Origin of the sequence: Bradyrhizobium sp. 179 (assembly GCF_023073535.1) — a bacterium.
In the GTDB taxonomy this organism is placed as follows: Bacteria; Pseudomonadota; Alphaproteobacteria; order Rhizobiales; family Xanthobacteraceae; genus Bradyrhizobium.
The window spans coordinates 105597-127342 of sequence record NZ_JADPJR010000087.1 but is presented as its reverse complement, the minus strand read 5'-3'; the positions used below and the strand labels follow the sequence as shown (position 1 = coordinate 127342).

20 protein-coding genes are annotated in these 21746 nt (G+C 64.3%); 11 read left to right on the top strand and 9 right to left on the bottom strand.

Annotated features, from left to right (window positions below):
- Positions 1–238 precede the first annotated feature (238 nt).
- Together IVB12_RS21570 and IVB12_RS21565 are read left to right on the top strand one after the other, a co-directional pair.
- Positions 239–1174 (top strand): DMT family transporter, encoded by a 936-nt coding sequence (locus tag IVB12_RS21570; RefSeq protein WP_247301633.1) that lies wholly within the window; start codon positions 239–241, stop codon positions 1172–1174.
- A 97-nt stretch (positions 1175–1271) separates the two neighbouring features.
- Entirely contained in the window at positions 1272–2249 is a 978-nt protein-coding gene (locus IVB12_RS21565; protein ID WP_247301623.1) for a tripartite tricarboxylate transporter substrate binding protein, read from the top strand.
- A 185-nt stretch (positions 2250–2434) separates the two neighbouring features.
- Here the strand turns inward: IVB12_RS21565 and IVB12_RS21560 are convergent, their stop codons facing one another.
- Complete coding sequence (locus tag IVB12_RS21560) at positions 2435–4120, bottom strand: methyl-accepting chemotaxis protein (protein ID WP_247301621.1); 1686 nt, start codon at positions 4118–4120, stop codon at positions 2435–2437.
- Positions 4121–4371: 251 nt separating this feature from the next.
- Here IVB12_RS21560 and IVB12_RS21555 point away from each other — a divergent pair, with 251 nt between their 5' ends.
- From IVB12_RS21555 to IVB12_RS21535, 5 genes are all read left to right on the top strand, one after another.
- Positions 4372–5415: a C-terminal binding protein gene (locus tag IVB12_RS21555; RefSeq protein WP_247301619.1), complete on the top strand. Its 1044-nt coding sequence runs from the start codon at positions 4372–4374 to the stop codon at positions 5413–5415.
- An 84-nt stretch (positions 5416–5499) separates the two neighbouring features.
- Entirely contained in the window at positions 5500–6849 is a 1350-nt protein-coding gene (locus IVB12_RS21550; RefSeq protein ID WP_247301617.1) for an extracellular solute-binding protein, read from the top strand.
- 140 nt (positions 6850–6989) lie between these two features.
- Complete coding sequence (locus IVB12_RS21545) at positions 6990–7946, top strand: sugar ABC transporter permease (protein WP_247301616.1); 957 nt, start codon at positions 6990–6992, stop codon at positions 7944–7946.
- Complete coding sequence (locus IVB12_RS21540; protein WP_091888289.1) at positions 7939–8838, top strand: carbohydrate ABC transporter permease; 900 nt, start codon at positions 7939–7941, stop codon at positions 8836–8838. The genes IVB12_RS21545 and IVB12_RS21540 overlap by 8 nt, the downstream gene beginning before the upstream one ends.
- Before the next feature lie 85 nt (positions 8839–8923).
- On the top strand, positions 8924–10279 hold the full coding sequence (locus IVB12_RS21535) for an esterase-like activity of phytase family protein (RefSeq protein WP_247301614.1): 1356 nt from the start codon (positions 8924–8926) through the stop codon (positions 10277–10279).
- 129 nt (positions 10280–10408) lie between these two features.
- Here the strand turns inward: IVB12_RS21535 and IVB12_RS21530 are convergent, their stop codons facing one another.
- The 6 genes from IVB12_RS21530 to IVB12_RS21505 form a co-directional block, all read right to left on the bottom strand.
- Complete coding sequence (locus IVB12_RS21530; RefSeq protein WP_247301613.1) at positions 10409–11242, bottom strand: energy transducer TonB; 834 nt, start codon at positions 11240–11242, stop codon at positions 10409–10411.
- Entirely contained in the window at positions 11242–11688 is a 447-nt protein-coding gene (exbD, locus tag IVB12_RS21525) for a TonB system transport protein ExbD (protein ID WP_247301611.1), read from the bottom strand. The genes IVB12_RS21530 and exbD overlap by 1 nt, the downstream gene beginning before the upstream one ends.
- Before the next feature lie 4 nt (positions 11689–11692).
- Positions 11693–12469: a tonB-system energizer ExbB gene (exbB, locus tag IVB12_RS21520; RefSeq protein ID WP_247301610.1), complete on the bottom strand. Its 777-nt coding sequence runs from the start codon at positions 12467–12469 to the stop codon at positions 11693–11695.
- Positions 12470–12495: 26 nt separating this feature from the next.
- Complete coding sequence (gene hutX / locus IVB12_RS21515; RefSeq protein ID WP_247301608.1) at positions 12496–13011, bottom strand: heme utilization cystosolic carrier protein HutX; 516 nt, start codon at positions 13009–13011, stop codon at positions 12496–12498.
- A gap of 27 nt (positions 13012–13038) precedes the next feature.
- Entirely contained in the window at positions 13039–13374 is a 336-nt protein-coding gene (locus IVB12_RS21510; protein ID WP_247301607.1) for an antibiotic biosynthesis monooxygenase, read from the bottom strand.
- A gap of 97 nt (positions 13375–13471) precedes the next feature.
- Positions 13472–15823 (bottom strand): TonB-dependent hemoglobin/transferrin/lactoferrin family receptor, encoded by a 2352-nt coding sequence (locus IVB12_RS21505; protein WP_247301605.1) that lies wholly within the window; start codon positions 15821–15823, stop codon positions 13472–13474.
- Positions 15824–16084: 261 nt separating this feature from the next.
- On the opposite strand from IVB12_RS21505, the gene IVB12_RS21500 reads away from it, so the two are divergent.
- From IVB12_RS21500 to IVB12_RS21485, 4 genes are read left to right on the top strand one after another with little or no spacing between them, the layout of a single operon-like run.
- Entirely contained in the window at positions 16085–16285 is a 201-nt protein-coding gene (locus tag IVB12_RS21500; protein WP_247301604.1) for a hemin uptake protein HemP, read from the top strand.
- A 5-nt stretch (positions 16286–16290) separates the two neighbouring features.
- Positions 16291–17244, top strand: a complete 954-nt coding sequence (locus tag IVB12_RS21495; RefSeq protein WP_247301602.1) for a hemin ABC transporter substrate-binding protein — start codon at positions 16291–16293, stop codon at positions 17242–17244.
- A complete protein-coding gene (locus IVB12_RS21490; protein ID WP_247301601.1) occupies positions 17241–18335 on the top strand; it encodes an iron ABC transporter permease in 1095 nt (364 codons plus the stop codon). The genes IVB12_RS21495 and IVB12_RS21490 overlap by 4 nt, the downstream gene beginning before the upstream one ends.
- Positions 18332–19135 carry a heme ABC transporter ATP-binding protein gene (locus IVB12_RS21485; protein ID WP_247301599.1) on the top strand — a complete coding sequence of 268 codons (804 nt, stop codon included), beginning with the start codon at positions 18332–18334 and terminating at the stop codon, positions 19133–19135. The genes IVB12_RS21490 and IVB12_RS21485 overlap by 4 nt, the downstream gene beginning before the upstream one ends.
- A 70-nt stretch (positions 19136–19205) precedes the next feature.
- On the opposite strand, the gene IVB12_RS21480 is transcribed toward IVB12_RS21485, so the two are convergent.
- Together IVB12_RS21480 and IVB12_RS21475 are read right to left on the bottom strand one after the other, a co-directional pair.
- Positions 19206–20882 (bottom strand): mucoidy inhibitor MuiA family protein, encoded by a 1677-nt coding sequence (locus tag IVB12_RS21480; protein WP_247301598.1) that lies wholly within the window; start codon positions 20880–20882, stop codon positions 19206–19208.
- A 226-nt stretch (positions 20883–21108) separates the two neighbouring features.
- Positions 21109–21744, bottom strand: a complete 636-nt coding sequence (locus IVB12_RS21475; protein WP_247301596.1) for a GNAT family N-acetyltransferase — start codon at positions 21742–21744, stop codon at positions 21109–21111.
- Positions 21745–21746: the final 2 nt, after the last annotated feature.

Below are 21746 nucleotides of genomic sequence, written 5' to 3'. Positions count from 1 at the left end.
CCCAAAGACAATGCGAGACGGCTGGGACCGCCTCGCCGCAATCCTCGAAGGTTATCTGCTTGCAATCCAAAGCATAAAACCGGGAATCCCATAGCCTCTTGCGGGAGAGCGGAAGAGCACATTGCGTCCAACATATTAACCGCCAATGACGCCTCCTCGGGTCATGCCTGCATTGTAGCATTGCGGCCGCGTGACTTGTGTCATGGCGGCAATCCGGCGCAAGCTCGTATCGACGCCAATGACGATCGCTTCGCCCGCGCCACCGGCCTCCAATACGGCCAGTTGGCTCAACAACCAGCCTTATCTGCTGCTGAGCCTGAGCTCGTTGTTCTGGGCCGGCAACATCGTGCTCGCGCGTCATGTCGGCGCGCATGTGCCGCCGCTGACCGTGACCACGATCCGCTGGTTCGGCGTGTTCCTCATCCTGTTGCCGTTCGCTTGGCCGCATCTGAAGCGCGACTGGCCTGCCTTGCGCAACAGCCTGCCCCTGATGCTGTTCCTGTCGCTGGTGGGATTTGCCTTCAACAACGCGATCTCGTACTGGGCAATGCAATACACGGAGGCGCTGAACGCGTTGCTGATCCAGTCGGCAGGTCCGCTGTTCGTGGCGCTGTGGTCGCTGGTGCTGTTCGGGGTGCGGCTGACCGGTGCGCAGTTCGCCGGCATTGCGATCTCGCTTCTCGGCGTGCTGATCATCATCCTGCGCGGTGATCTCGCCGCACTCGCGAGCATCAGCTTCAACAGAGGCGACATCATGTTCGCCTCCTCGCTGGTGGCGTTCGGTCTCTATTCGGCCTTCATCCCGCGCCGGCCAAAAATTCACCAGCTCTCCTTCCTGTCCTTCACCACCTGCTGCGGCGCGACGATGCTGCTGCCGACCGCGATCTGGGAGGCCCTAAGCGGCCGCGTGCTGCAGTTCGACGGCACGACGCTGGCAACCCTCGGCTACATCCTGATCTTCCCCTCGACGCTGGCCTATCTCTTCTTCAACCGCGGCGTCGCGCTGATCGGCCCGAACCGCGCCGCGCCGTTCTTCCATCTGGTGCCGGTGTTCGGCTCGGCGATGGCGATCCTGCTGCTCGGCGAAAAGCTGCAGCCGTTCCACCTGATCGGCTACGCGCTGGTGCTCGCCGGGGTCGTGATCGCCTCGCGCCAGGGTTCGGCGGCGAAGTAATTCCGCGGCGCGGAGACACGGCGGCAAACTCACCGCTTCCGATTTCAATGAGGAGACGCTAGGTTCCCCGCCAACGACAAAGAGGGAACGTCCAGACATGATTTCAGCGTTGACTCGAAACCTGCGTGCCATCGGCGCGGCCGTATTGTGCCTCGCCGCCGCATCCACGGCCGAGGCCGACAATTATCCGAGCCGCAACATCACGCTGGTGTTGCCGTTCGCGGCCGGCAGCGGCACCGACACCACGACGCGGCTGATCTCGCAGCATCTGTCGCAGGCGCTCGGCGTCGGCATCGTGATCGAGAACAAGGCGGGCGCCAACGGTATGCTCGCCGCAACCTACGTCGCGAAGGCCGCTCCCGACGGTTACACGCTGCTGGTGACGACCAACACCACGCATTCGGCCAATCCCTATCTGCTCAAGAGCCTCACTTACGATCCGGTCAAGGATTTCACGCCGATCGCGCGCACCGGCGACCTGCCGTTCATGCTGGTCGTCAACCCGGAAGTGCCGGCCAAGACTGTTGGCGAGCTGGTCGCCTATGGCAAGGCAAACCCAGGCAAGCTGAGCTACGCTTCGGGCTCGTCCTCGGCGATCGTGTCCGGCGCGACCTTTGCCCACAATGCCGGGCTCGACCTGTTGCACGTCCCCTACAAGAGCTCGCCGCCGGCGCTCAACGACGTCATGGGTGGCCGCGTCTCGATGATGTTCGTCGACATCCTGACCGGCCTGCCGCATGTCAACGGCAACGCGCTGCGCGCGCTCGCGGTCACCACCAAGGAGCGCTCGCCGCTGGTGCCGCATCTGCCCTCGATGCAGGAGGCCGGCGTGCCGGACTTCGACATCTCGTCATGGCAGGGCTATTTCGGCCCGGCCGGCATGCCCAAGGAGATCGTGACGCGGCTCAATACCGAGATCAGGAAGATCGTCGAGAATCCGGAGATCAAGGCCAAGCTCGCCACCCTCGGCATGGACGCCTTCTCGGGCACGCCGGAGCAGCTTGGCACCTTCGTGAACGAGCAGCTCGTGCTGTGGGAGAAGCTGATCACGAACGCGAAGATCGAGAAGCAGTAGGGCGGGCTCCTCGGACAATGTTATCGTCCGCAGGAGGCGACGATCCAGTATTCCAGAGGCGCCTGTGTTTGAACCGAGAGGCCGCGGCGTACTGGATGCGCCTTTGCGGGGGCATGACAGCCGAGAGAAAAAGGTGGGCACGACGCTTTGCGTCTTTGCCCACTCTACGAATTCAGCGCACGGGCTTACGCCGCGCGCACCTTGGCGAGGAAGCCGTCCACGGCGCTGCGCAGCGCGCCGGACTGGTTGTCCAGCTCGCGGGCGTTGGTGAGCACGTCGCTGGCCGCACTGCCGGTCGCTTCCGCGGCCGACGTGACGCTGCCGATATGAGCGTTGATCTCGCTCGAGCCGGCCGCAACCGACTGGATGTTGCGGGCGATCTCGCGGGTCGCTTCGCCCTGCTGCTCGATCGATGCCGAAATGCCGGCGGTGATTTCGCTCATCTCGGCGATCGTCTGGGTGATGCCGGTGATGGCCGTGACCGCGTCGCTGGTCGAGGTCTGCATCGCCGCGACCTGCGCGGAGATCTCCTCGGTCGCCTTCGCAGTCTGGTTGGCGAGCGCCTTGACCTCGGAGGCGACGACCGCGAATCCGCGGCCGGATTCACCGGCGCGTGCCGCCTCGATGGTGGCGTTGAGCGCGAGCAGGTTGGTCTGCGCGGCGATCGAATGGATCAGCTTGACGACCTCGCCGATCTTCTCGGCGCCGGTCGAGAGCACCTGCACGGTGGCGTTGGTCCGCTCGGCATCGCTGACGGCGCGGCTGGCGACTTCGGTCGAGCGGGTGACCTGGCGGGAGATTTCCGCAACCGAGCTCGACAGCTCTTCGGCGGCAGCGGCAACCGTGCCGACATTGCCAGAGGCCTTTTGCGAGGCAGCGCCGACCGTTGCGGCACGCGAGGAGGCATCGGTCGCGGTCGCGGTCATCGACTGCGCCGTGCTCTGCATGCCGGCGGCGGCCGAGGAGACGGAGCGGACGATGCAGTTGACGCTGCGTTCGAAATCGTTAGCGATGTCTTCCATCGCGCTGCGACGTTCCGCCGCGGCACGCTCCTTGGCATCCGCCTCGGTCTTCTCGAGGTCGCGGATGCGGACCGCATTGTCCTTGAAGATCTGCACGGTGGAGGCCATCGCGCCGACTTCGTCGCCGCGGCCGACGCCGGGAATGTCGCCCTCGAGCTTGCCATCGGCGAGGTCCTTCATACGGGCGCCGAGCAGCGCCAGCGGACGGCTGATGCCGCGGCCGATCAGCCAGGCGACGCTGCCCGCAACGATGACGATGCCAAGCATGGCCAGGCCGAGCAGCCAATAGACCGGGCCCATCCTGGCGTCGATGTCGTCGAGATAGGCGCCGGTGCCGAGATACATCTCGAAGCCAGGCACGGCGACTGCATATCCGATCTTGCGGATCGGCTTCTCCTGGCCGGGCTTCACATATTCATAATACAGCAGGATCGAACCCTTCGCCTTGACGCCGTCCATCAGCTCGAGCGACAGCTTGCGGCCGTTGGTCACGACGTCCATGCGGTTGGTGCCGATCTGCTTCGGATCGGGCGCAAGCTGGGTGATGCCGTCATACGACGTGCCGAACAGGTAGCCCGCGCCGTTGTCATAGGTCATCGCGTTACCGTAGCGGCGAAGTTCGGCCAGGGCCGCATCCTTGGTCAGCTCGCCGGCATCGACGCGCTTCTTCAGAGCGCCCGCGTAGTTGCGTGCCAGCTCGACGATAGCCTTGGCCTGATCGATGCGTGCATTCACCATCTCCTGCTTCATCAGGTAGCCGGCAAGGACACCGGAGATGCACAGGCCCAACAAGGTGACACCGACAAGAATGCCGAGCTTCGGGGCGATCTTCAGATTGCTCAATTTCACGGGATGGCTCCGGCAATGACGGGATACGGGCACGCGACCAGTTCGATCAAAATCGAATCAACTTTTATGTGTGAGCCCTTATCAAGTTACTTACGGTCATCCGTAGAAGCCCGGACGCAGCCGCACAAACCGGCAATTTATCTCCGCGCCAACAACCGGGAATTGTACGCGGCCGCGTCGATTTCGCGTAAAAGACGCAAAGGTCAGCCACGAAGGCAGGCCACAACAAGAAACCAAATCGGGAGCAGAAAATGCCGAAATACAGGGTGGTGACGCCGAAGGGCGCGAGCTTCACGGTCGCGGGCAGCGATTACTCCTATGAGCGCGAGGCGCTCGATCCGATCGATGCCGAGATCGTCGAGGCGCCGGCCGACGAGGCCGGGTTCATCGCCGCCGCGAAAAACGCCGACGCCATCTATGCCAAGGGTATCCCGATCACCAAGAGCATCATCGACAGCTTAGAAAACTGCAAGGTCATTACGCTCGGCTCGGTCGGCGTCGACAGCGTTGACGTCAAGGCCGCCACCGCCCGCGGAATTCCCGTCACCAACATCCCCGACACCTTCATCGAGGAGGTCGCCGACCACGCCATGATGCTGTTGCTCGCGGGCTTCCGTCGCCTGGTCGAGCAGGATCGCATGGTGCGCGACGGCCGCTGGGCCGAGGGCCGGCCGGCGCTGCTCAAGATCCCGCGGCTGATGGGCCAGACGCTCGGCTTCATCTCGTTCGGCCGCGTCGCGCGCGCGGTTGCGAAACGCGCAGCGCCCTTCGGCCTGCGCATGATGGCCTATGATCCCTTCATCCAGGAAACGCTGATGTACGACCACGGCGTGATCCCGGCGACGCTGAACGAGGTGCTGTCGCAATCCGACTTCGTCTCGATGCACGCCCCCGCCCGGCCCGAGGTCCATCACATGCTGACCGAGAAGCACTTCCGGCAGATGAAGAAGGGCTCGATTTTCATCAACACCGGGCGCGGTGCCACGGTGGACGAGGAGAGCCTGATCAAGGCGCTCCAGGAGGGCTGGATCGCGCATGCCGCTCTTGACGTGCTGGAGAAAGAACCGCCCTCGCACAACAATCCCCTGCTCGGTATGGAGAACGTGACCCTGACCGCCCACGTCGCTTCGGCCTCGGCACGGTTCGACGAGGCGCGCAAGCGCCGCGTGGGCTACGAATTGTCACTGGTGCTTCAGGGCATGTGGCCAGTAAGCTGCGTCAATCCGTCGGTGCTGCAAAGCACCGCGCTCCGCCGCTGGCAACCGGTCAGCATGGATCGCGGGCCGAACAGCTAGGCGGCCGGCGCAAAGGCGCCGGAAACCGGAACGGCCCTTCACCGGCGATCAACGCCGGGAAGGGAGACATCAAGGGAGGAACTGATGAGGAACGACATCACGCGTCGTGATGCCTTGGCGCTGGGCCTGTCTGCTGCAACGCTCGCGGCCACCGGTGCTGCAGCGCAAACAACGCCATCAACGATCAAGGCTGCCGACGTGGCGGCACCGAAACTCGCGATTGAGAAGGGCGCGTCCTTGCGCATGCTGCGCCCGGTACGCTTCGTCCAGGCCGACGAGGACGTGTTCCGCGCCAACGCGGCAAAGTTCACGAAGGATACCGGGGTCGAGGTCAAGGTCGACTTCGTCGGCTGGGAAGATATCAATCAGCAGACCGCAGTGACCGCCAATTCCGGCGCCGGCCCCGACATCATCATCGGCTTCTCCGATGCTCCGCACATCTATATCGACAAGTTGATCGAGCTGACCGATGTCGCCGACTATCTCGGCAAGCGTTATGGCGGCTGGCTGCCGCTGGCGCAGCGCTACGGCAAGAAGAACAAGAGCGATACCTGGATCGGGCTGCCGTTCGGCGCCACGGCCGGCCCCCTGATCTACCGCAAGTCGGTCCTGCAATCGGTCGGCTTCGACAAGGTGCCGGAGGATCATGCCGGCGTCCTCGACCTGTGCCAGAAGCTGCACAAGGCCGGCAAGCCGGCCGGCTTCGCGCTCGGCAATGCCAAGGGCGATGGCAACGGTTTTGCGAGCTGGGCGCTGTGGTCGCACAACGGATCCCTGCTCGATGAAGAGGGCAACGTCACGATCAACAGCAAGGAGACCATCGCCGCGTTGAACTGGGTCAAGCAGCTCTACCCGACCTTCATCGCCGGCACGACGTCGTGGAACGACGTCAGCAACAACCGGGCCTATTCCTCGCAGGAGATCTCCCTGACCGCCAACGGCGTTTCGCTGTACTTCTCGCTGAAGAACGATCCGGCCACCAAGGCGATCGCCGAGGACAGCGAGCATCAGCTGCTGCCGAAGGGTCTGGCCAAGGTCTCTCCGATGGCGGGCCTGACGCTGAACGCCATGGTGTTCAAGCACAGCCAGTACCCCAACGCGGCGAAGGCATTCCTGCAATACATGCTGGAAAAGGACCAGTACGAGCCGTGGCTCAATGCCAATTCGGGCTACTGGTCTCAGCCGCTGGCCGCCTACGCCGAAGCAGCCGTGTGGTCGCAGGATCCCAAGGTGAAGCTGTTCAAGGACACGATGAACAGCACCTATTACGACGGCTACAAAGGCCCGATCTCGACAGCGACGGGAGCCGTCAGCGCCGACTACGTGCTGATCCAGATGTTCGCGTCCGTTGCGACCGGTGCTGCCACGCCGGAGGCGGCTGCCGCAGAAGCCGAGCAGCGGTGCAAGCGGTACTTCCGGCGGCAGGGCCGGTAAAAACTCACGACAAGGCAGCCGTCATTGCGAAGAGCGAGGCGACGACGCAATCCAGACCGGAACCGCGCAGACAGGCTGGATTGCCTCGCTTCGCTCGCAATGACTGCGGTAGCGACAGCCCAAGACAGGACGCCGAACCGATGTCCGTGACCACCTTCTCCTCCCCCGTTCTCGCACAGCGGCAGCCGAACTGGATTGTGCGCCTGTTCGACTACAAGCCGTTCCTGATCGCGATGTGTCTGGCGCCTGCGATCGGGCTGCTCGCGGTCTTCCTGACTTATCCACTCGGCCTGGGCATCTGGCTCGCCTTCACCGACACCACGATCGGCCGGCGCGGCATCTACGTCGGCTTCGAAAATTTCCAGTATCTCCTCACCGATTCTCTTTGGTGGAACGCGGTGTTCTACAGCGTGGTCTACACGGCGGTCGCGACCTTCGGAAAGTTCGCACTCGGCTTCTGGCTCGCGCTGCTGCTCAACAACCATTTTCCGTTCAAGAGCGTGCTGCGTGCGATCATCCTGCTGCCCTGGATCGTGCCGACCGTGCTGTCGGCGCTGGCGTTCTGGTGGATCTACGATCCGCAATTCTCAATCATCTCGTATCTGCTGGTCGACGTGCTGCATTGGCGCTCCAGCAACATCGACTTCCTCGGCTCGGCCTGGCCGGCCCGCTTCTCGCTGATCGCCGCCAATATCTGGCGCGGCATTCCCTTCGTCGCGATCTCGCTGCTGGCTGGGCTCCAGACCATCTCGCCCTCGCTCTACGAGGCTGCGATGCTCGACGGCGCCAGCGCCTGGCAGCGTTTCCGCTACATCACCTTCCCGATGATGATGCCGATCCTAGCCATCGTCATGACCTTCTCGATCATCTTCACCTTCACCGACTTCCAGCTGGTCTACGCCATCACCCGTGGCGGGCCCGGCAACTCGACCCATCTGCTGGCAACGCTGGCCTTCCAGCGCGGCATCGCCGGTGGCGAGCTCGGCGAGGGTGCCGCGATCGCCGTGTCGATGATCCCGTTCCTGGTGTTCGCGACGCTGTTCTCCTATTTCGGACTGGCGCGCCGCAAATGGCAGCAGGGAGAGAGCAATGACTGATACAGTCGCCCAACCGGCTGTCGCCGACGCGAAGGCAGCGCCCGACACGATGGCCTGGGACTCCGGGCTGCGGCGGCTGATGATGATCTATCTGCCGCTCGGCTGCTTCGTACTTATCCTGCTGTTCCCGTTCTACTGGATGGCGATCACCTCGTTCAAGCCGAACGCGGAGCTGATGAATTACAAGGAGCACAATCCGTTCTGGATCTCGTCGCCGACGCTGGCGCACATCAAGCACCTCTTGTTCAACACTGCCTATCCACATTGGCTGTGGACGACGATGCTGGTCGCGATCGGCTCGACCACGCTGTCGCTGATCGCGAGCACGCTTGCCGCTTACGCCATTGAACGCCTGCGCTTCCGCGGCAGCCCTTATGTCGGCCTCGGCATTTATCTCGCTTATCTCGTGCCGCCGTCGATCCTGTTCATTCCGCTCGCCACCGTCGTCGTGCAGTTCGGCCTGTTCGACTCACCGCTTGCCCTGATCCTGGTCTATCCGACCTTCCTGGTGCCGTTCTGCACCTGGCTCCTGATCGGCTATTTCAAGTCGATTCCCTACGAGCTCGAGGAATGCGCGCTGGTCGACGGCGCCACGCGGCTGCAGATCCTGAGGCGGATCACGCTGCCGCTGGCGGTACCGGGCCTGATCTCGGCCGGCATCTTCTCCTTCACGCTGTCCTGGAACGAGTTCATCTATGCGCTTGCGTTCATCCAGAGCGGCGCCAACAAGACCGTGCCGGTCGCGATCCTGACCGAGCTCGTCACCGGCGACGTCTATCAGTGGGGTGCGCTGATGGCCGGCTCGCTGCTCGGCTCGCTGCCGGTTGCGATCTTCTACTCCCTGTTCGTAGATTATTACGTGTCGTCGCTGACGGGCGCGGTAAAGGAGTAGATGGCCACTGCGGCGTTTGGCCCGGCTTCACAAAACTGCAATGTGCCGTCCGCATAAGGCGTGCGTCCGCCAACCGGAGACGCACATGCGCGCGACTTTTCTCGGCACCGTCGCAACGATCATTCTCACCGCGAGCGCCGCGCTCGCGCAGAGCGAAGGTGAATTCCCCGCCAAACTCGTCGGCCACGTGGTGATGCCGGCCGAATCGTTCATCGACGCACCCGCCGATGCGCCAGCCGATCTCAAGACCTCGGGCAAATATACGACGGGCAAGCGCGTCGACGCGCTCGGCACCGTGATGGGCAAGTCCTATGAGCGGGCGACGGGCGTGTCGCTGCCGTTTAGGGGCCAGCCGCTGCAGGGTCATTCCGGCATCAAGACCATGCCGGACGGCACGTTCTGGGTCATCACCGACAACGGCATGGGCGCGCGTGCCAACTCGCCGGATTCGATGCTATACCTGAACCACTACAAGATGGATTGGACCAGCGGCAAGATCGAGCGGCTGGAGACCATCTTCCCGCACGATCCCGACAGACGCGTGCCGTTCCGCATCGTTCATGAGGATACCCAGAAGCGCTATCTCACCGGCTCGGACTTCGACACCGAGGGCTTCCAGATCATCGCCGACAGCTTCTGGATCGGCGACGAGTTCGGCCCCTATATCCTGAAGGCCGACAAAACCGGCAAGATCCTGGCCGTGTTCGAGACGGTCGCCGATGGCAAGCCGGTGCGCTCGCCGGACAATTGGGCAGTGGGAACGCCGGCCGCGCCGGGCGCGACCTACACGAATGTCAACCTCCGCCGTTCCAAGGGTTTTGAGGGCTTTGCATCGTCCAAGGACGGCAAATTCCTCTACGGCCTGCTCGAAGGACCGCTGTGGGACGCCGACAAGAAGGACTGGGAGAAGGTCGACGGCAAGGAAGCCTCCCGCATCCTCGAATTCGACGTCGCTGCCGAGAAATTCACCGGACGCTATTGGCAGTATGTGTTCGAACAGAACGGCAATGCCATCGGCGACTTCAACATGGTCGACCCGACCAGCGGCCTCGTCATCGAGCGCGATAACGGCGAAGGCACGGCCGACAAGTCTTGCCCGCAAGGCACCCGCGGCGAGAACTGCTTTCCTGACCTCGCCAAATTCAAGCGCATCTACAAGATCGAGCTCGCCGATGCCAATGTCGGCAAGCCCGTGCGCAAGATCGGCTATATCGACCTCTTGAAGATCAGGGATCCCGACAAGAAGGCGAGGACGCCGCTCAATGACGGCGTCTACACCTTCCCGTTCTTCACCATCGAGAACGTCGATCGCGTCGACGACACTCGCATTATCGTCGGCAACGACAACAATCTGCCGTTCTCGTCCAGCCGCGACCCCAACAAGGCCGACGATAACGAGTTCATGCTGCTCGAAGTCGCGGATTTCCTGAAGGCGAAGTGAGGCGACGCTCTCTCGATACGGTCATCGCCGGGCTCGATCGGGCGATCCAGTACGCCGCGGCGGCGGCGTCATACGGAAATGCCGCGGCGTACTTGATGCTCCGCCTTCGCGGGGCGTGACAACGGAGACTTATCGCACCGTAAACTCCACCGGAATCGTAAAGCTCATCGCGCCGTTCTTGACCTCGTCCGGGATCGGTGGAAACGGCGAGGCCTGGCGGATCATCGCCATGGCCTGAGCGTCGAAAGCGGCGACGCCGGACGAACCACTGAGGCGGCTGGAAGTGACCTGCCCGCTACGAGCAATCGTAAAGCTCAGCCTCGCGATGCCGCGCTGACCGCCGCCAGAGGACGGATATTGGTGGAAGCGCATCAGATGCGCGCGGACGCGCTGATTGTAGGATGCGATCACGGAGGCCACCGCGCCGGCGTTCTGGGCCGATGCCATCGCCGCCTCGCGCTCGGCGCGCGGGGCTGCGCTGGTGCGCGGCGCCGGCGGCGCTTCCGACGGCTTTTTCGCCTCGCGGCGAGCCACCTTAGGCTTCGCCGGCGCCGGCTTTTCGACCGGGACGATCTTCGCCGGCTCGGGCTTGGCCGGGGTCGGCTCCAATCTCTGCTCGGGTGGCGCTACAACGTCCGGCTTTTCCTGCGGCGGCGTCGGCGCGATCGTCTCCTCGGCCATTTGCTGCTGCACGGGCTGCGGCGGCGAAGCGTCGGCCTCCTGCATCGCCGGCCCTGGCGCGACATCGTCCTGCATCGATTGCGGCGCCGAAGTCACCGGTGCCATGTCGATCATGATCGCCGGCAGGCTCACACCTTGCTCGGGCATCGCCTTGAGCCAGCTCATCGCAAGCAGTGCCGCGGCCACGTGAAGCGCCACGATCACGGCCGCCGATAGGCCCCAGCGCGTGGTTTCCCTTTCGCCGAGCGGCTCGTGCAGGGCAAACGCGTTTGCGGAGGCCATCAGCTGCGCCCGTCGAGGCCGACCAGGGCGACCTTCAGGTAGCCGGCATTGCGCAAGCTGTTCATCACCTCCATCAGGTCGCCATAGGAGACCGCCTTGTCGGCGCGCAGATAAATGCGCTCGTCCTTGCGGCCCTTGGTGGCGGCAGCGAGCGAGGTGCCGAGCGCATCGCGGGACACAAGATCCTCACCGACGGCAATCGAAAGATCCGGCTTCACGGTGACGAAGATCGGCTTGTCCGGCCGCGGCGCGGGCTCGGCGGCGCTCGCCGGCAGATCGACACCGATGTCGACGGTGGCAAGTGGCGCCGCCACCATGAAAATGATCAGAAGCACCAGCATCACGTCGATGAATGGCGTGACGTTGATCTCATGGGTGACGTCGAGATCGTTGGGATCACCACGCTTGAGCGGCGATCCCGAACGTGCGCCAAGCTTTGCGGACATGGCCCTACTCCGCCGCCCGCGCCAGGCGGAATTCTCCGTGGTCGCGCTGGCGGCTCACCAGCAGCATAAGCTGTGCCGAGGCATCGCTGAGCAGCGCGCGGTAATTGGCGATGCCGCGAACGAGATGATTGTAAATCACGACCGCCGGGATCGCGGCGACGAGGCCGAGCGCGGTGGCAAGCAATGCCTCCGCGATGCCGGGCGCGACCACCGCAAGACTCGTGGTGTGGCTCTCGGAGATGCCGATGAAGGAATTCATGATGCCCCAGACCGTGCCGAACAAGCCGACGAACGGCGCGGTGGCGCCGATGGTCGCCAGCGCGCCGGTGCCGCGCGCGATCTGCCGGGACATGGCCGCCTCGACCCGCTCCAACCGCAGCGCCACCCGCTCCTCAAGGCCATTATCGAGCACGCCGCCGGAGAGCTCCGCCTCCTTGGCGCAGGACTGGATAAGCTGGGCGACCGCATCATGCGCATCGCCGGCCCGTGCCGCGGCCTCGGCCAGCGTCATGTTGCCTTCGAGCGCGCGCGTCCGGTGCAAAGCCAGCGCCCCCTTGCGGCGCAGCTCGATGGTCTTCGCAAGCCACACCGTCCATGTCACCAGCGAAGCCACGGCGAGGCCGACCATCACCGTCTTCACGATGATGTCGGCGCTGACGAACATGCCCCAGGGCGACAGATTGCGCGGTAACAGCGCTTCGTCGATCGCGAAGGCCGGTGTCGGCGCGAGCGCCAGCACGGATGTTACGATCATGTGCCGAAGCCTGGAATTGCTTTGCATCCTGATCTCCCGTCAGACAGAAGAAGCTACGCGGTTGGCTGCGGCGCGATCCGGTCCGCGAGCTGCCTGAACCGCGCCAGTTGGTCCGCACGCAGCGCACGGGTCTCGTCGCGGCCGACGAAGACCTTGAACATGATGCCGCCATCGGCATTGACGAAGGCGACGAAGGCGGACGTCTTGCCCATGAAGGGACGCTCGACGAAGACGACGGCCGCGCATCGCTCGTGACGGAGATGGCCGTGCAATCCCTTCGGCTGCATCAGGTTGAAGTAACCGCGGCCGATCTCCCCCGCGGGAAGCGCCCCGGTGAACTCGAAGATCCCATCGTCCGTGTGCACGATCAGCGTGACCTCGCCCCATTCGGCGATATCCTGCATGGCGGCGGCGAAATGCTCACCGCCGCCCATGCGCACCATGGACGGCGGCAGCGCCTCGATCACAGCGCGCGGGGTGACCTTACGCTCGCGCGCAACGTCCTCGATCACGGCGCCGGGATTGTCGGCCATATACGCCTTGAGATCGGCGAGATCGGTGCTCAACATGTCCAGCTCCCTTCATGATCGGCCGGCTCAGGCGGCCGCGTTCGCCTTGCGCTCAGTCATGATGACCTCGAACCCCTCGAACCTGGGATGGCCGAGATAGAGGCTTTCGCCGGTCTTGTTGTCGGCACGCGCATGTGCGCGGCGGAATTCCTCGGAGCGAGTCCAGGCCTCGAAAGCGGCCTTGTCGACCCACACCGTGTGCGAGGAATACAGCGTGTGGTCCTCCAGCGCCGGTCCTTTGAGCAAATGGAATTCAACGAAGCCGGCCATGCTGCCGAGATAGGACTCCCGGCTGCGCCACACGGTCTCGAACGCGGCTTCCGAGCCGAGCTTCACCTGAAAACGATTCATAGCGATGAACACGAAAGTCTCTCCTTCTGATCAAGACGAAAACGCGCCGAAGCCGCGCTGGAGCATCAGCGCGGCGCGACGGAAGCTGTGGTTTGCGGTGCCCTGCGGCTTACGCACCTCCAAAGTGGATCTTCAGGCCGGCCTTGTAGACCCTGCCCGGTCCCGGGCTCGTCCACAGCACGTCGTTCTGCGAGGTGCCATCGGTGGAGCTGCCGGGAATGGCATAAGGCCGGTAATACTGGTTCAGAAGATTGTCGATCGAGGCCGAGAACACGATATCCCTGGTCGCATTGTAGGTCAGATACAGATTGACGAGATCGTAGCCGGTCGAGCGAATATAGTTGGCCGGCACGTCGTTGTTCGGACCGAACGAAGCCCACTGCGCCGACACGATCAGGGTGCGATCAAGCAGGCGGACACCGCCGGTGGTGACGACCTTGGTCGGGCTGATGGTCGCAAGCCCGATATTGGTGGCGACGTTCTTGCCCTGGATGTAGTGACCGGCGACGCCGATGAACCAGCTGCCCGCATCGTACATCGTCTCCGCCTCGAAGCCCTGGATGCGGGCATTGGCGATGTTCTGATACTGGTAGTATTGGCTGAACGAGCCGAATGGCGGCACCAGGACCGCCGCCGAAGCGACGAGGTCGATATAGTCGCTGACATCGTTGCGGAACAGGTTGATCTTTCCCCTGAACGAGTCAGACGCGCTGAAGATGTTGTCATACTTCAGGTTGATACCGATTTCCTTGTTCTTGCCGACCTCGGGACGAAGGTTTGGGTTGGGGAGGAAGCAGAACAGGCCGACGGTGCCGTCGGGGCAGGGAAAGAACGCCGGTCCGCCACCGGTCGCGTGCGCGCCGGAAATCACCGTCTCGGTGATCGACGGGGCGCGATAGCCTTCGGCATAGCTGACATAAGGCTGGAAGCCCGCGATCGGCGTGACGCCCAGGGTGATCTTGGGTGAGAAGCGGTCGCCGCCGGCGCTGGTCCTGCCGGAATCGAGGTCGTAGCGGTCATAGCGGATCGCGCTCACCGCCTCGAACCAGGTGCCGTAGTTCTGCTTCAACTGAACGAAACCGCCCGACACGGTACGGATGCCGCTCGGCGTCGTGATGTTGGAGTTGCCGCGGCTGTCGGTCGTGATGACGTCGTCCTGAAACGCGTCGACGCCCCAGGTGACGGCGTTGCGCCAGTCACCGACGTTGAAGCGCGTGGTGTTGTTGAGGTCGATGCCGTAGGTGTTGACGACATAGCCGCGTTTGTCGCCGACGCAGCCCGAGATGTTGTTGCCGAAATTGCCCGCGCCGCAATAGGCCGCGCCTCCGGTTGAATAGTGATAGGTTTTGGTCTGGTCGTTGTCGACGCGGTTGCCGTAGACCGACATGTGCCAATCGAACAGATTGTCACTCGGCAGCGAATAGTTCCAGGTAATCGTCCCCGTGTAATTCTTGGCGTCGGAAGCGTAAACCGAGGAGCCCTGATAAAGCGCGCGCTGCGCCGCAGTTACCACCGGGCCCCGGTTGAACTGACCAATATCGTACTGATAATCCTGAAAGATGGCACGGAACTTGACCTCGTGACCGAGGGCCGGCCGCGCCGTGAGCTTCATCAGCCCGCTTTCGACCTGGTTACCGATGTTGCCGATCTCGGTGCCATTGCCGTCCTTGTAATTGCCCTGTGTGCGATAGATCGCGCCGCCGAAGACATCGACATCGGGCGTGGCGCGCACGCCGCCGAAGACCGAAGCGAGGCCGCGATTGTTATTGGAGCCGTAGGAGCCGGAGAGATCGACGCCCCAGCGCTCGCCGGGGCGTAACACGTCGTTGATGTCCTTGGTGCGGAAGGAGACCAAGCCGCCAATCGCACCGGAGCCGTAGATATTGGCAGTCGGTCCCCGCACGACATCGACCCCGCCGATCAATTCAGGGTCGAGGAAGAAGGAGCCGTTGGCATTGTGGCCGGTGCGCTGGTAGTTCTGCCGCGCACCGTCGACCACGACCGCGACGCGGCCGAAATCCTGCAAGCCGCGGATGTTGATGACGGTTGCGGGATCGTCGCCGCGCTCCTGGAACGACACGCCGGGCACCGCATAGAAGATGCCCGACAAACGGTTGGGCTGAAGCCCCTGGATCTGGTCGAGCGAAATCGAGCTGACTGGCGCGAGCGCATCGATCGTCCGCTCCGGTGTCTTGGTCGCGGCGACCGTAATCGTGTCGAGCGTCTGAACAGGCGCGGCGCCTCCAGCCTGGGCGCGGGCGTTGATGACGTCGGGCGCTGCCTGCTGCGCAACTGGCGGCTTCACCGGCCTGCGCTTCGCTTGCTTGGGCCGTTCCGACGACGCACTTTCGGCCTGCGGCTGGGCGGCCTGTGCAAGCCCCCTCTCCGCCGTCATTGCCGCGATTGAAACCACCGACGCGCCCAAAATCAGGGCGCGCGAATACCTAGCCCCGTCAGCCATATCAGCCCCAGCCTGCACTTCACTTTAGTCTTGGAGTCTATTGGCTGGCGTGCGTTCGCAACGCGAACGACTGGCTGGCTGTCTTTCGAAAGCACGCGGGGCACTCCCCGCTGCCATCATTGGTTACGTGGCAACACTCTGACCGTCAATGACATCGGTTTACAGTTTATATCGATTGTAAATTGCTGCCGTTGGAATGCGCCTCGCGCCCCCTATACAAAGCAAGACGTATCTGAATTTCGAAAGCGCATCACACCGACAATGTCAGCAACATCAGGAGACAGCGGCAGCGGCGCGGCGGCAGGAGGGCCTTCTGCAGCAACGAGAACCCTCACGATGCGAGGAAGTCGGATCGACAGCCGCGAGCTGTTTGCGGCCGAGCGCGAGATCATCATTGCGCATGGCGCGGACAGCTATCGCCTGCGCCTGACCTCGCAGAACAAGCTGATCCTGACCAAGTGAACGCAATGACATTTTGTCGCACTCTTGCAAGCCTCCTGCTCTCCGGCACGTTCGCGCTCGTGTCCGGCGCGCACGCCGCCGGTGTCACCGTGCACGACGCGCGCAATCGCGACATCGCCATCACCGATTTCGCGCGCACGGTCTCGATCGGCGGCGCCATCACCGAAATCCTCTATGCACTCGGCCTGGAGAGCCGGCTGGTCGGCGTCGACACGACGAGCCTCTATCCGGCGGCGGCGCTGCACGACAAAGCCAATGTCGGCTACATGCGCCAGATTTCCGCCGAAGGTGTGCTGGGCCTCAACCCGACGCTGATCCTGGCGATCCAGGGATCGGGCCCGCGCGAGACCATGGTCATCCTGGAGGGGGCGAAGGTGCCGCTGGTGCTGGTGCCCGAGACCTTCTCCGAGGAAGGCCTGATCGAGAAGATCAAGCTGGTCGGCCACGCCATGGGCGTCGATGCGCGCGCCGAATGCCTGAGCGCTGCGGTCGGCACCGATCTCGCGCAGCTCCGCGCGCTGCGCGCCAAGGTGACGAAGCCGGCGCGCGTGATGTTCGTGATGTCGCTCCAGAACGGACGCGCCATGGTCGCCGGCCGCAAGACCGCGGCGGACGAGATCATCCAGCTCGCCGGCGCCGCCAACGCCGTCGACGATTATGATGGTTACAAGATCATCGGCGACGAGGCGATCGTGGCAGCCAAACCCGATGTCGTGCTGTCGATCGAGCGCGGCAAGGATTCGCTCCAGGCCGAAGCGGTCTATACCCATCCCGGCTTTGCGCTGACGCCGGTTGCGTCCAACAAGAGTTTCATCACCATGGACGGCCTCTATCTGCTCGGGTTCGGGCCGCGCACGGCCGCGGCCGCTCGCGATCTCTCCGTCAAGCTCTATCCGACGCTGGCCGAACAGGGCGGCGCGTTCACGTCGGCCCTGTCGGCGGCGAATTGCCGGCAATGAGTGTGGCGGTCGGGACGGATGCGCAAAGCCGGCGACGACGCGCCGCACGACGACGTGCCGCATCGTTCGCGCTTCCCCTTCTGGTCGTGCTACTCGTGCTCACCGCCATCGTTGCGCTGACGGTTGGTGCGGCCGGTATTCCTCTCTCGCGACTGCCTGCTGCGCTCGGCTTTGCCGGCAATACGATTGCCGACGCCATGACGGCGCGTGACCAGCTCGTGCTGTGGTCGATCCGCATTCCCCGGATCGCATCGACCGCGATGGTCGGCGGCTTGCTCGCCGCGGCCGGCGCGATCATGCAGGGACTGTTTCGTAATCCGCTCGCCGATCCCGCGCTGGTCGGCGTTTCCAGCGGCGGCGCGCTCGCGGCGGCGAGTGCGATCGTCTTCACCGATTCACGGTTCGGCGAAGCGCTGCGCTTCCTCCAGACCGAGCTGTTGCCGCTCGCGGCCTTTACAGGTTCGCTGACGACGACCGCGATCCTCTACGGCATCTCCAGCCGTGCCGGGCGAACCTCCATCGCGATCTTCCTGCTCGCCGGCGTCGCCATCACCGCCATTGCCAATGCCGGCATCGGGTTGCTGGTGTTCGTCGCCGATGACCGCCAGCTCCGCGACATCACCTTCTGGCTGCTGGGCTCGATGAGCGGCGCGACCTGGACCAAGGCCGCCGTGCTCACGCCGATCCTGGCCGTCGGGCTTGCGGCCTGCGCCTTCATCGCGCGCGGGCTCGATCTCCTGGTGCTCGGCGAAGCCGACGCTTTTCACGGCGGGGTCGACGTCGAGCGCCTGAAACGGATCTCGATCGTCATGGTTTCCGCCATGACCGGCGTTGCGGTGTCGATCAGCGGTGTCATCGGCTTCGTCGGCATCGTCGTGCCGCATCTGCTCCGTCTGGTCGTCGGACCGGCGCATCGGCTGCTGCTGCCCGCCTCGGTGCTGCTTGGCGCTATTCTGATGGTCGGCGCCGACACGCTGGCGCGCACCATCGTGGCGCCTGCGGAGATGCCGATCGGCATTTTGACCGCGGCCGTCGGTGCGCCGGTCTTCCTGGCCATCCTGCTGCGGCAGCGTGGGCTCGCCTCGCTATGAGCGCCGTGATCGAGGCGCAATCCTTAAGCAAGCACGCCGGCCGCGCGACACTGCTCGATGCGGTTGGCCTGCATGTCGCGGCCGGCGAGACGGTCGCCATCATTGGCCCGAACGGCGCCGGCAAGTCGACGCTGCTGCGGCTGCTCTCCGGCGATCTCCGCCCAAGCGAGGGCGAGGTGCGGCTGAAGCAGCGCGACATCAGCAGCTTCACGCCGCGCGAGCTCGCCGCGCGCCGCGCCATGCTGTCCCAGCACATCAACGTCACCTTTCCCTTCACGGTCGAGGAGATCGTGCTGATGGGCGCAGGCGATCGCAGCTCGCGCGAGGCGAGCGCGCTCGTCGATGCCGCACTGGACGAGGTTGGCCTCGCCCATTTCAGAGACCGGCAATTGCCGACACTGTCCGGCGGCGAGCAGCAGCGAGCCCATTTCGCCCGCGTGCTGGTGCAACTCGCCTGCGGCGAGGCCGAACACGGCCCCGGACTTCTGCTGCTGGACGAGCCGACCTCGAGCCTCGACCTGCGCCACCAGATCGACCTCGTCGAAGCCGCGCGCCGCCGCGCGGCAGGTGGCACGGCGGTGGTCGCAATCCTGCACGACCTCAACCTCGCGATCCGCTTCGCCGACCGACTGATCGTGCTGAACCGCGGTAAGCTCGCCGTCGACGGCCCGCGGGCCGATGTCGTCACGCACGAGATCATCCGCGACATCTTCGAGATCGATGCCGCCGTGCACCAAGGCGGCGACGGCGTACCGTACGTGCTGCCGCAATCGATGCGAGCGGCTGGACCTACGCGATGATGCCCAGTTGATTTGCGCAGAGCTTGCGGCGCACTTCACCTGTCACTACGGGAGAGGTGAAGAGACACCGTCAGCCGGCCGGTGCGATCACCATGCTCTTGTCCTTCGGCCAGCGGATGCGCCAGGCGAAGTTGATGTCCTTGGACTCGCCGGGCTTGGCGTCGAACGACCATTCCATCACGCCACGCTTGTCGCGGATGTTGCTCGCGGTGGGCGGCGTGCTTGCGGGCAGCATCTCGACCACGATGTCCTCGTTCTCGCTGACCGGCAGCTGATCCTCGATCGCAATCTTGATCGGGAAGTCGTGTCCATTGCGGATCGTCGTCTTGAACGCGCGCTCGTCGGTCTTCGACGTCGTGACAAGGAGACCCGCCGACCCCTCGTTGCGCTTGAGTACCGCGCGCTCGATCTTAACCTTGTCGTCGGCGCCGAAGCCGAGCCGCACGATGTCGTCCTTGGCCGACGCCATGATCTTGCCGCGGCCGACGAAGACGCCGTCGCGGTAGATCGCGACCTTGCCCGGCAATAGAGTCGCCTCGTCGGTCTGCCTGAAGCTGGCTTCGAGGAAGGCGGTCGGGTCCATCACCGGGGCGGCCCGCACCGCCAGATCGGCGGGCACATTCACCGAAGCAATACGGAGGCTCTTGGCGCCTTCGGCGGCGCCGAGGCTGACGCGCCCGGGAATCTTGAAGGTAGCCTGGAAGTCCCCGATCTCGGCAACCGCCTGCTGCTCGTCGGCGCGTTCACGCGGCTCGGCCGATTCGGCCATTTTCGAAAGATGGGGCTGCATCTGACGTGCGACCGGCGCGGGCCGCGCCAGATCGGAGACCGTTCCTGCAGCCAGCGGTTTCGCCACCTGCGGATATTGCGCGACCAGCGAATTCAGCTCCGGGGCGCTGCCGCCGCGGCTGATGTGGACGGTGGAGACGCCGAGCGTCACGTTGGACCAATCCTCGCCGGTCGATTGCGTGACCTCGGCGCGGCGCACCAGCTCGAGCTGCGGCTTGCGATCCTTGGCGCCAGTGTCGAGGCGCGCGTCATAGAGCGGCAGCCAGCGCGCATTGCGCACGGTATAGGTCACCCGCAGCGTCGCCTTGGTCGCGGCTGCCAAGGCGACGTCGATCCGCACCTCCAGCTTGCTCGGCGGCTTGGCCGAACGCTCGGCCTCGAGCTGCGCGATCTGCCGATCGATCTCGCGCTGTTTTCGCGTGGCCTCGCGGATCGCAGTGTCGGCGGTCGCGATCTCGTCGGCGACGGCGGCAAAGGCCGCGCGCCATTCGGTGATCGGCCGGGCCTCGCCCTTGTCGCCGAGACCGGCAGGAGAGACTTCGGCAAAGCGCTGAGCGAATTTGCGCCGCGCGACCGCCGCATCGATTGCTCCTTGCAAATCGGAGCGTTCGTCCTTGAGCGTTTCGATGCGCTGGTCGAGCTCGGACAGGTTGACCGGCGGCGCCGCACGCGGCGGTCGCGCGTCGATGGTGCCGATAGTCAGCTTGGCGCCCGCTTCGCCCTCGACGCGGAGGGAGGACGGATCGAGCGAGAGCGGAAAGTCCTTCGCGACCAACGTACTGTCACCGGAGGCCAGATCCAGCGCGATGACACGGGTCACGGTGGCACCATCGGGATAGACGGTGACGGTGTCGATAGCCGATGTGGCGTCCACGTCGGCGGCCCATGACGGCAACGCCGCCGCCGAGGCCACCAGGACCAGAATCGTCGTCGCCAGATATTTTGCGATGGTACGCATAAATTTCCTCCCTGCCGATATCGACGCGTCACCAGCCGGACGCGCGAAAAGATGCCTCGCCATCGTGATGAGACGCGGCAGGGAAGGAACCGGTTCGATTGGGGGTTTCGGTGGGGCGCTGCGGTCGCGCCGGGCTGGCGCGAACTCGTCAACGGCAGCATCGATCCAATCGACCATGTCGCGGGCGCGGAACAGCTTTCCGATAAGTCGGCCGCGCCGCAGCGGGCTAGATTGTCCGCACGAACATGCGAAAGCCGGGCGCGCCGATCAGCGCCTCGAAATCGGGATCGCGCTTCTCCTCCGCGAACACGAATCCGGCCTTGCTATAGGCACGTTCGGCGGGCTCGTTACCGATCAGAAACGATATCGTCGCCCGGCCAAATCCAGCCGCCCGCCCTTTATCCAGCGCGTGCCCGATCAGCGCCTGCACCAGGCTGCGACCGCGATAGGCGGGATCGGATGCGATATATTCTATCATCCAGTCGCCCTCGCCGCCCTGAACCCAGCAGGCGCGCGTATAGGCGCCGCGTCGACGGATGGCTTCCAGCTCCAGCGCGGCGAGCCCGGTTGCACCGGCGACTTCCTCGATCGCGCGCCAGGCCGAAGGTCCGGTGCCGGCCGCCGGCAGCGCGGATAGCGCGGCGGCAGGCATGCCATCGATCTCGGCGATCAGGAATTGCGAGACGTGCCACATCGACACCGCGTCTGCGACGGTGATGCGCGCGATGAAATCGAGGCACTGCGCTTCGGGGCAGCCGAGCGCGACGTCGAACCAGCCACGCGTGCGGTAGCCGCGCTGCGATGTCAAAATGGTTCGTGCGACAAAACCGGCGTCGTCGGGACGCGCTGACCGTATCGTCATGC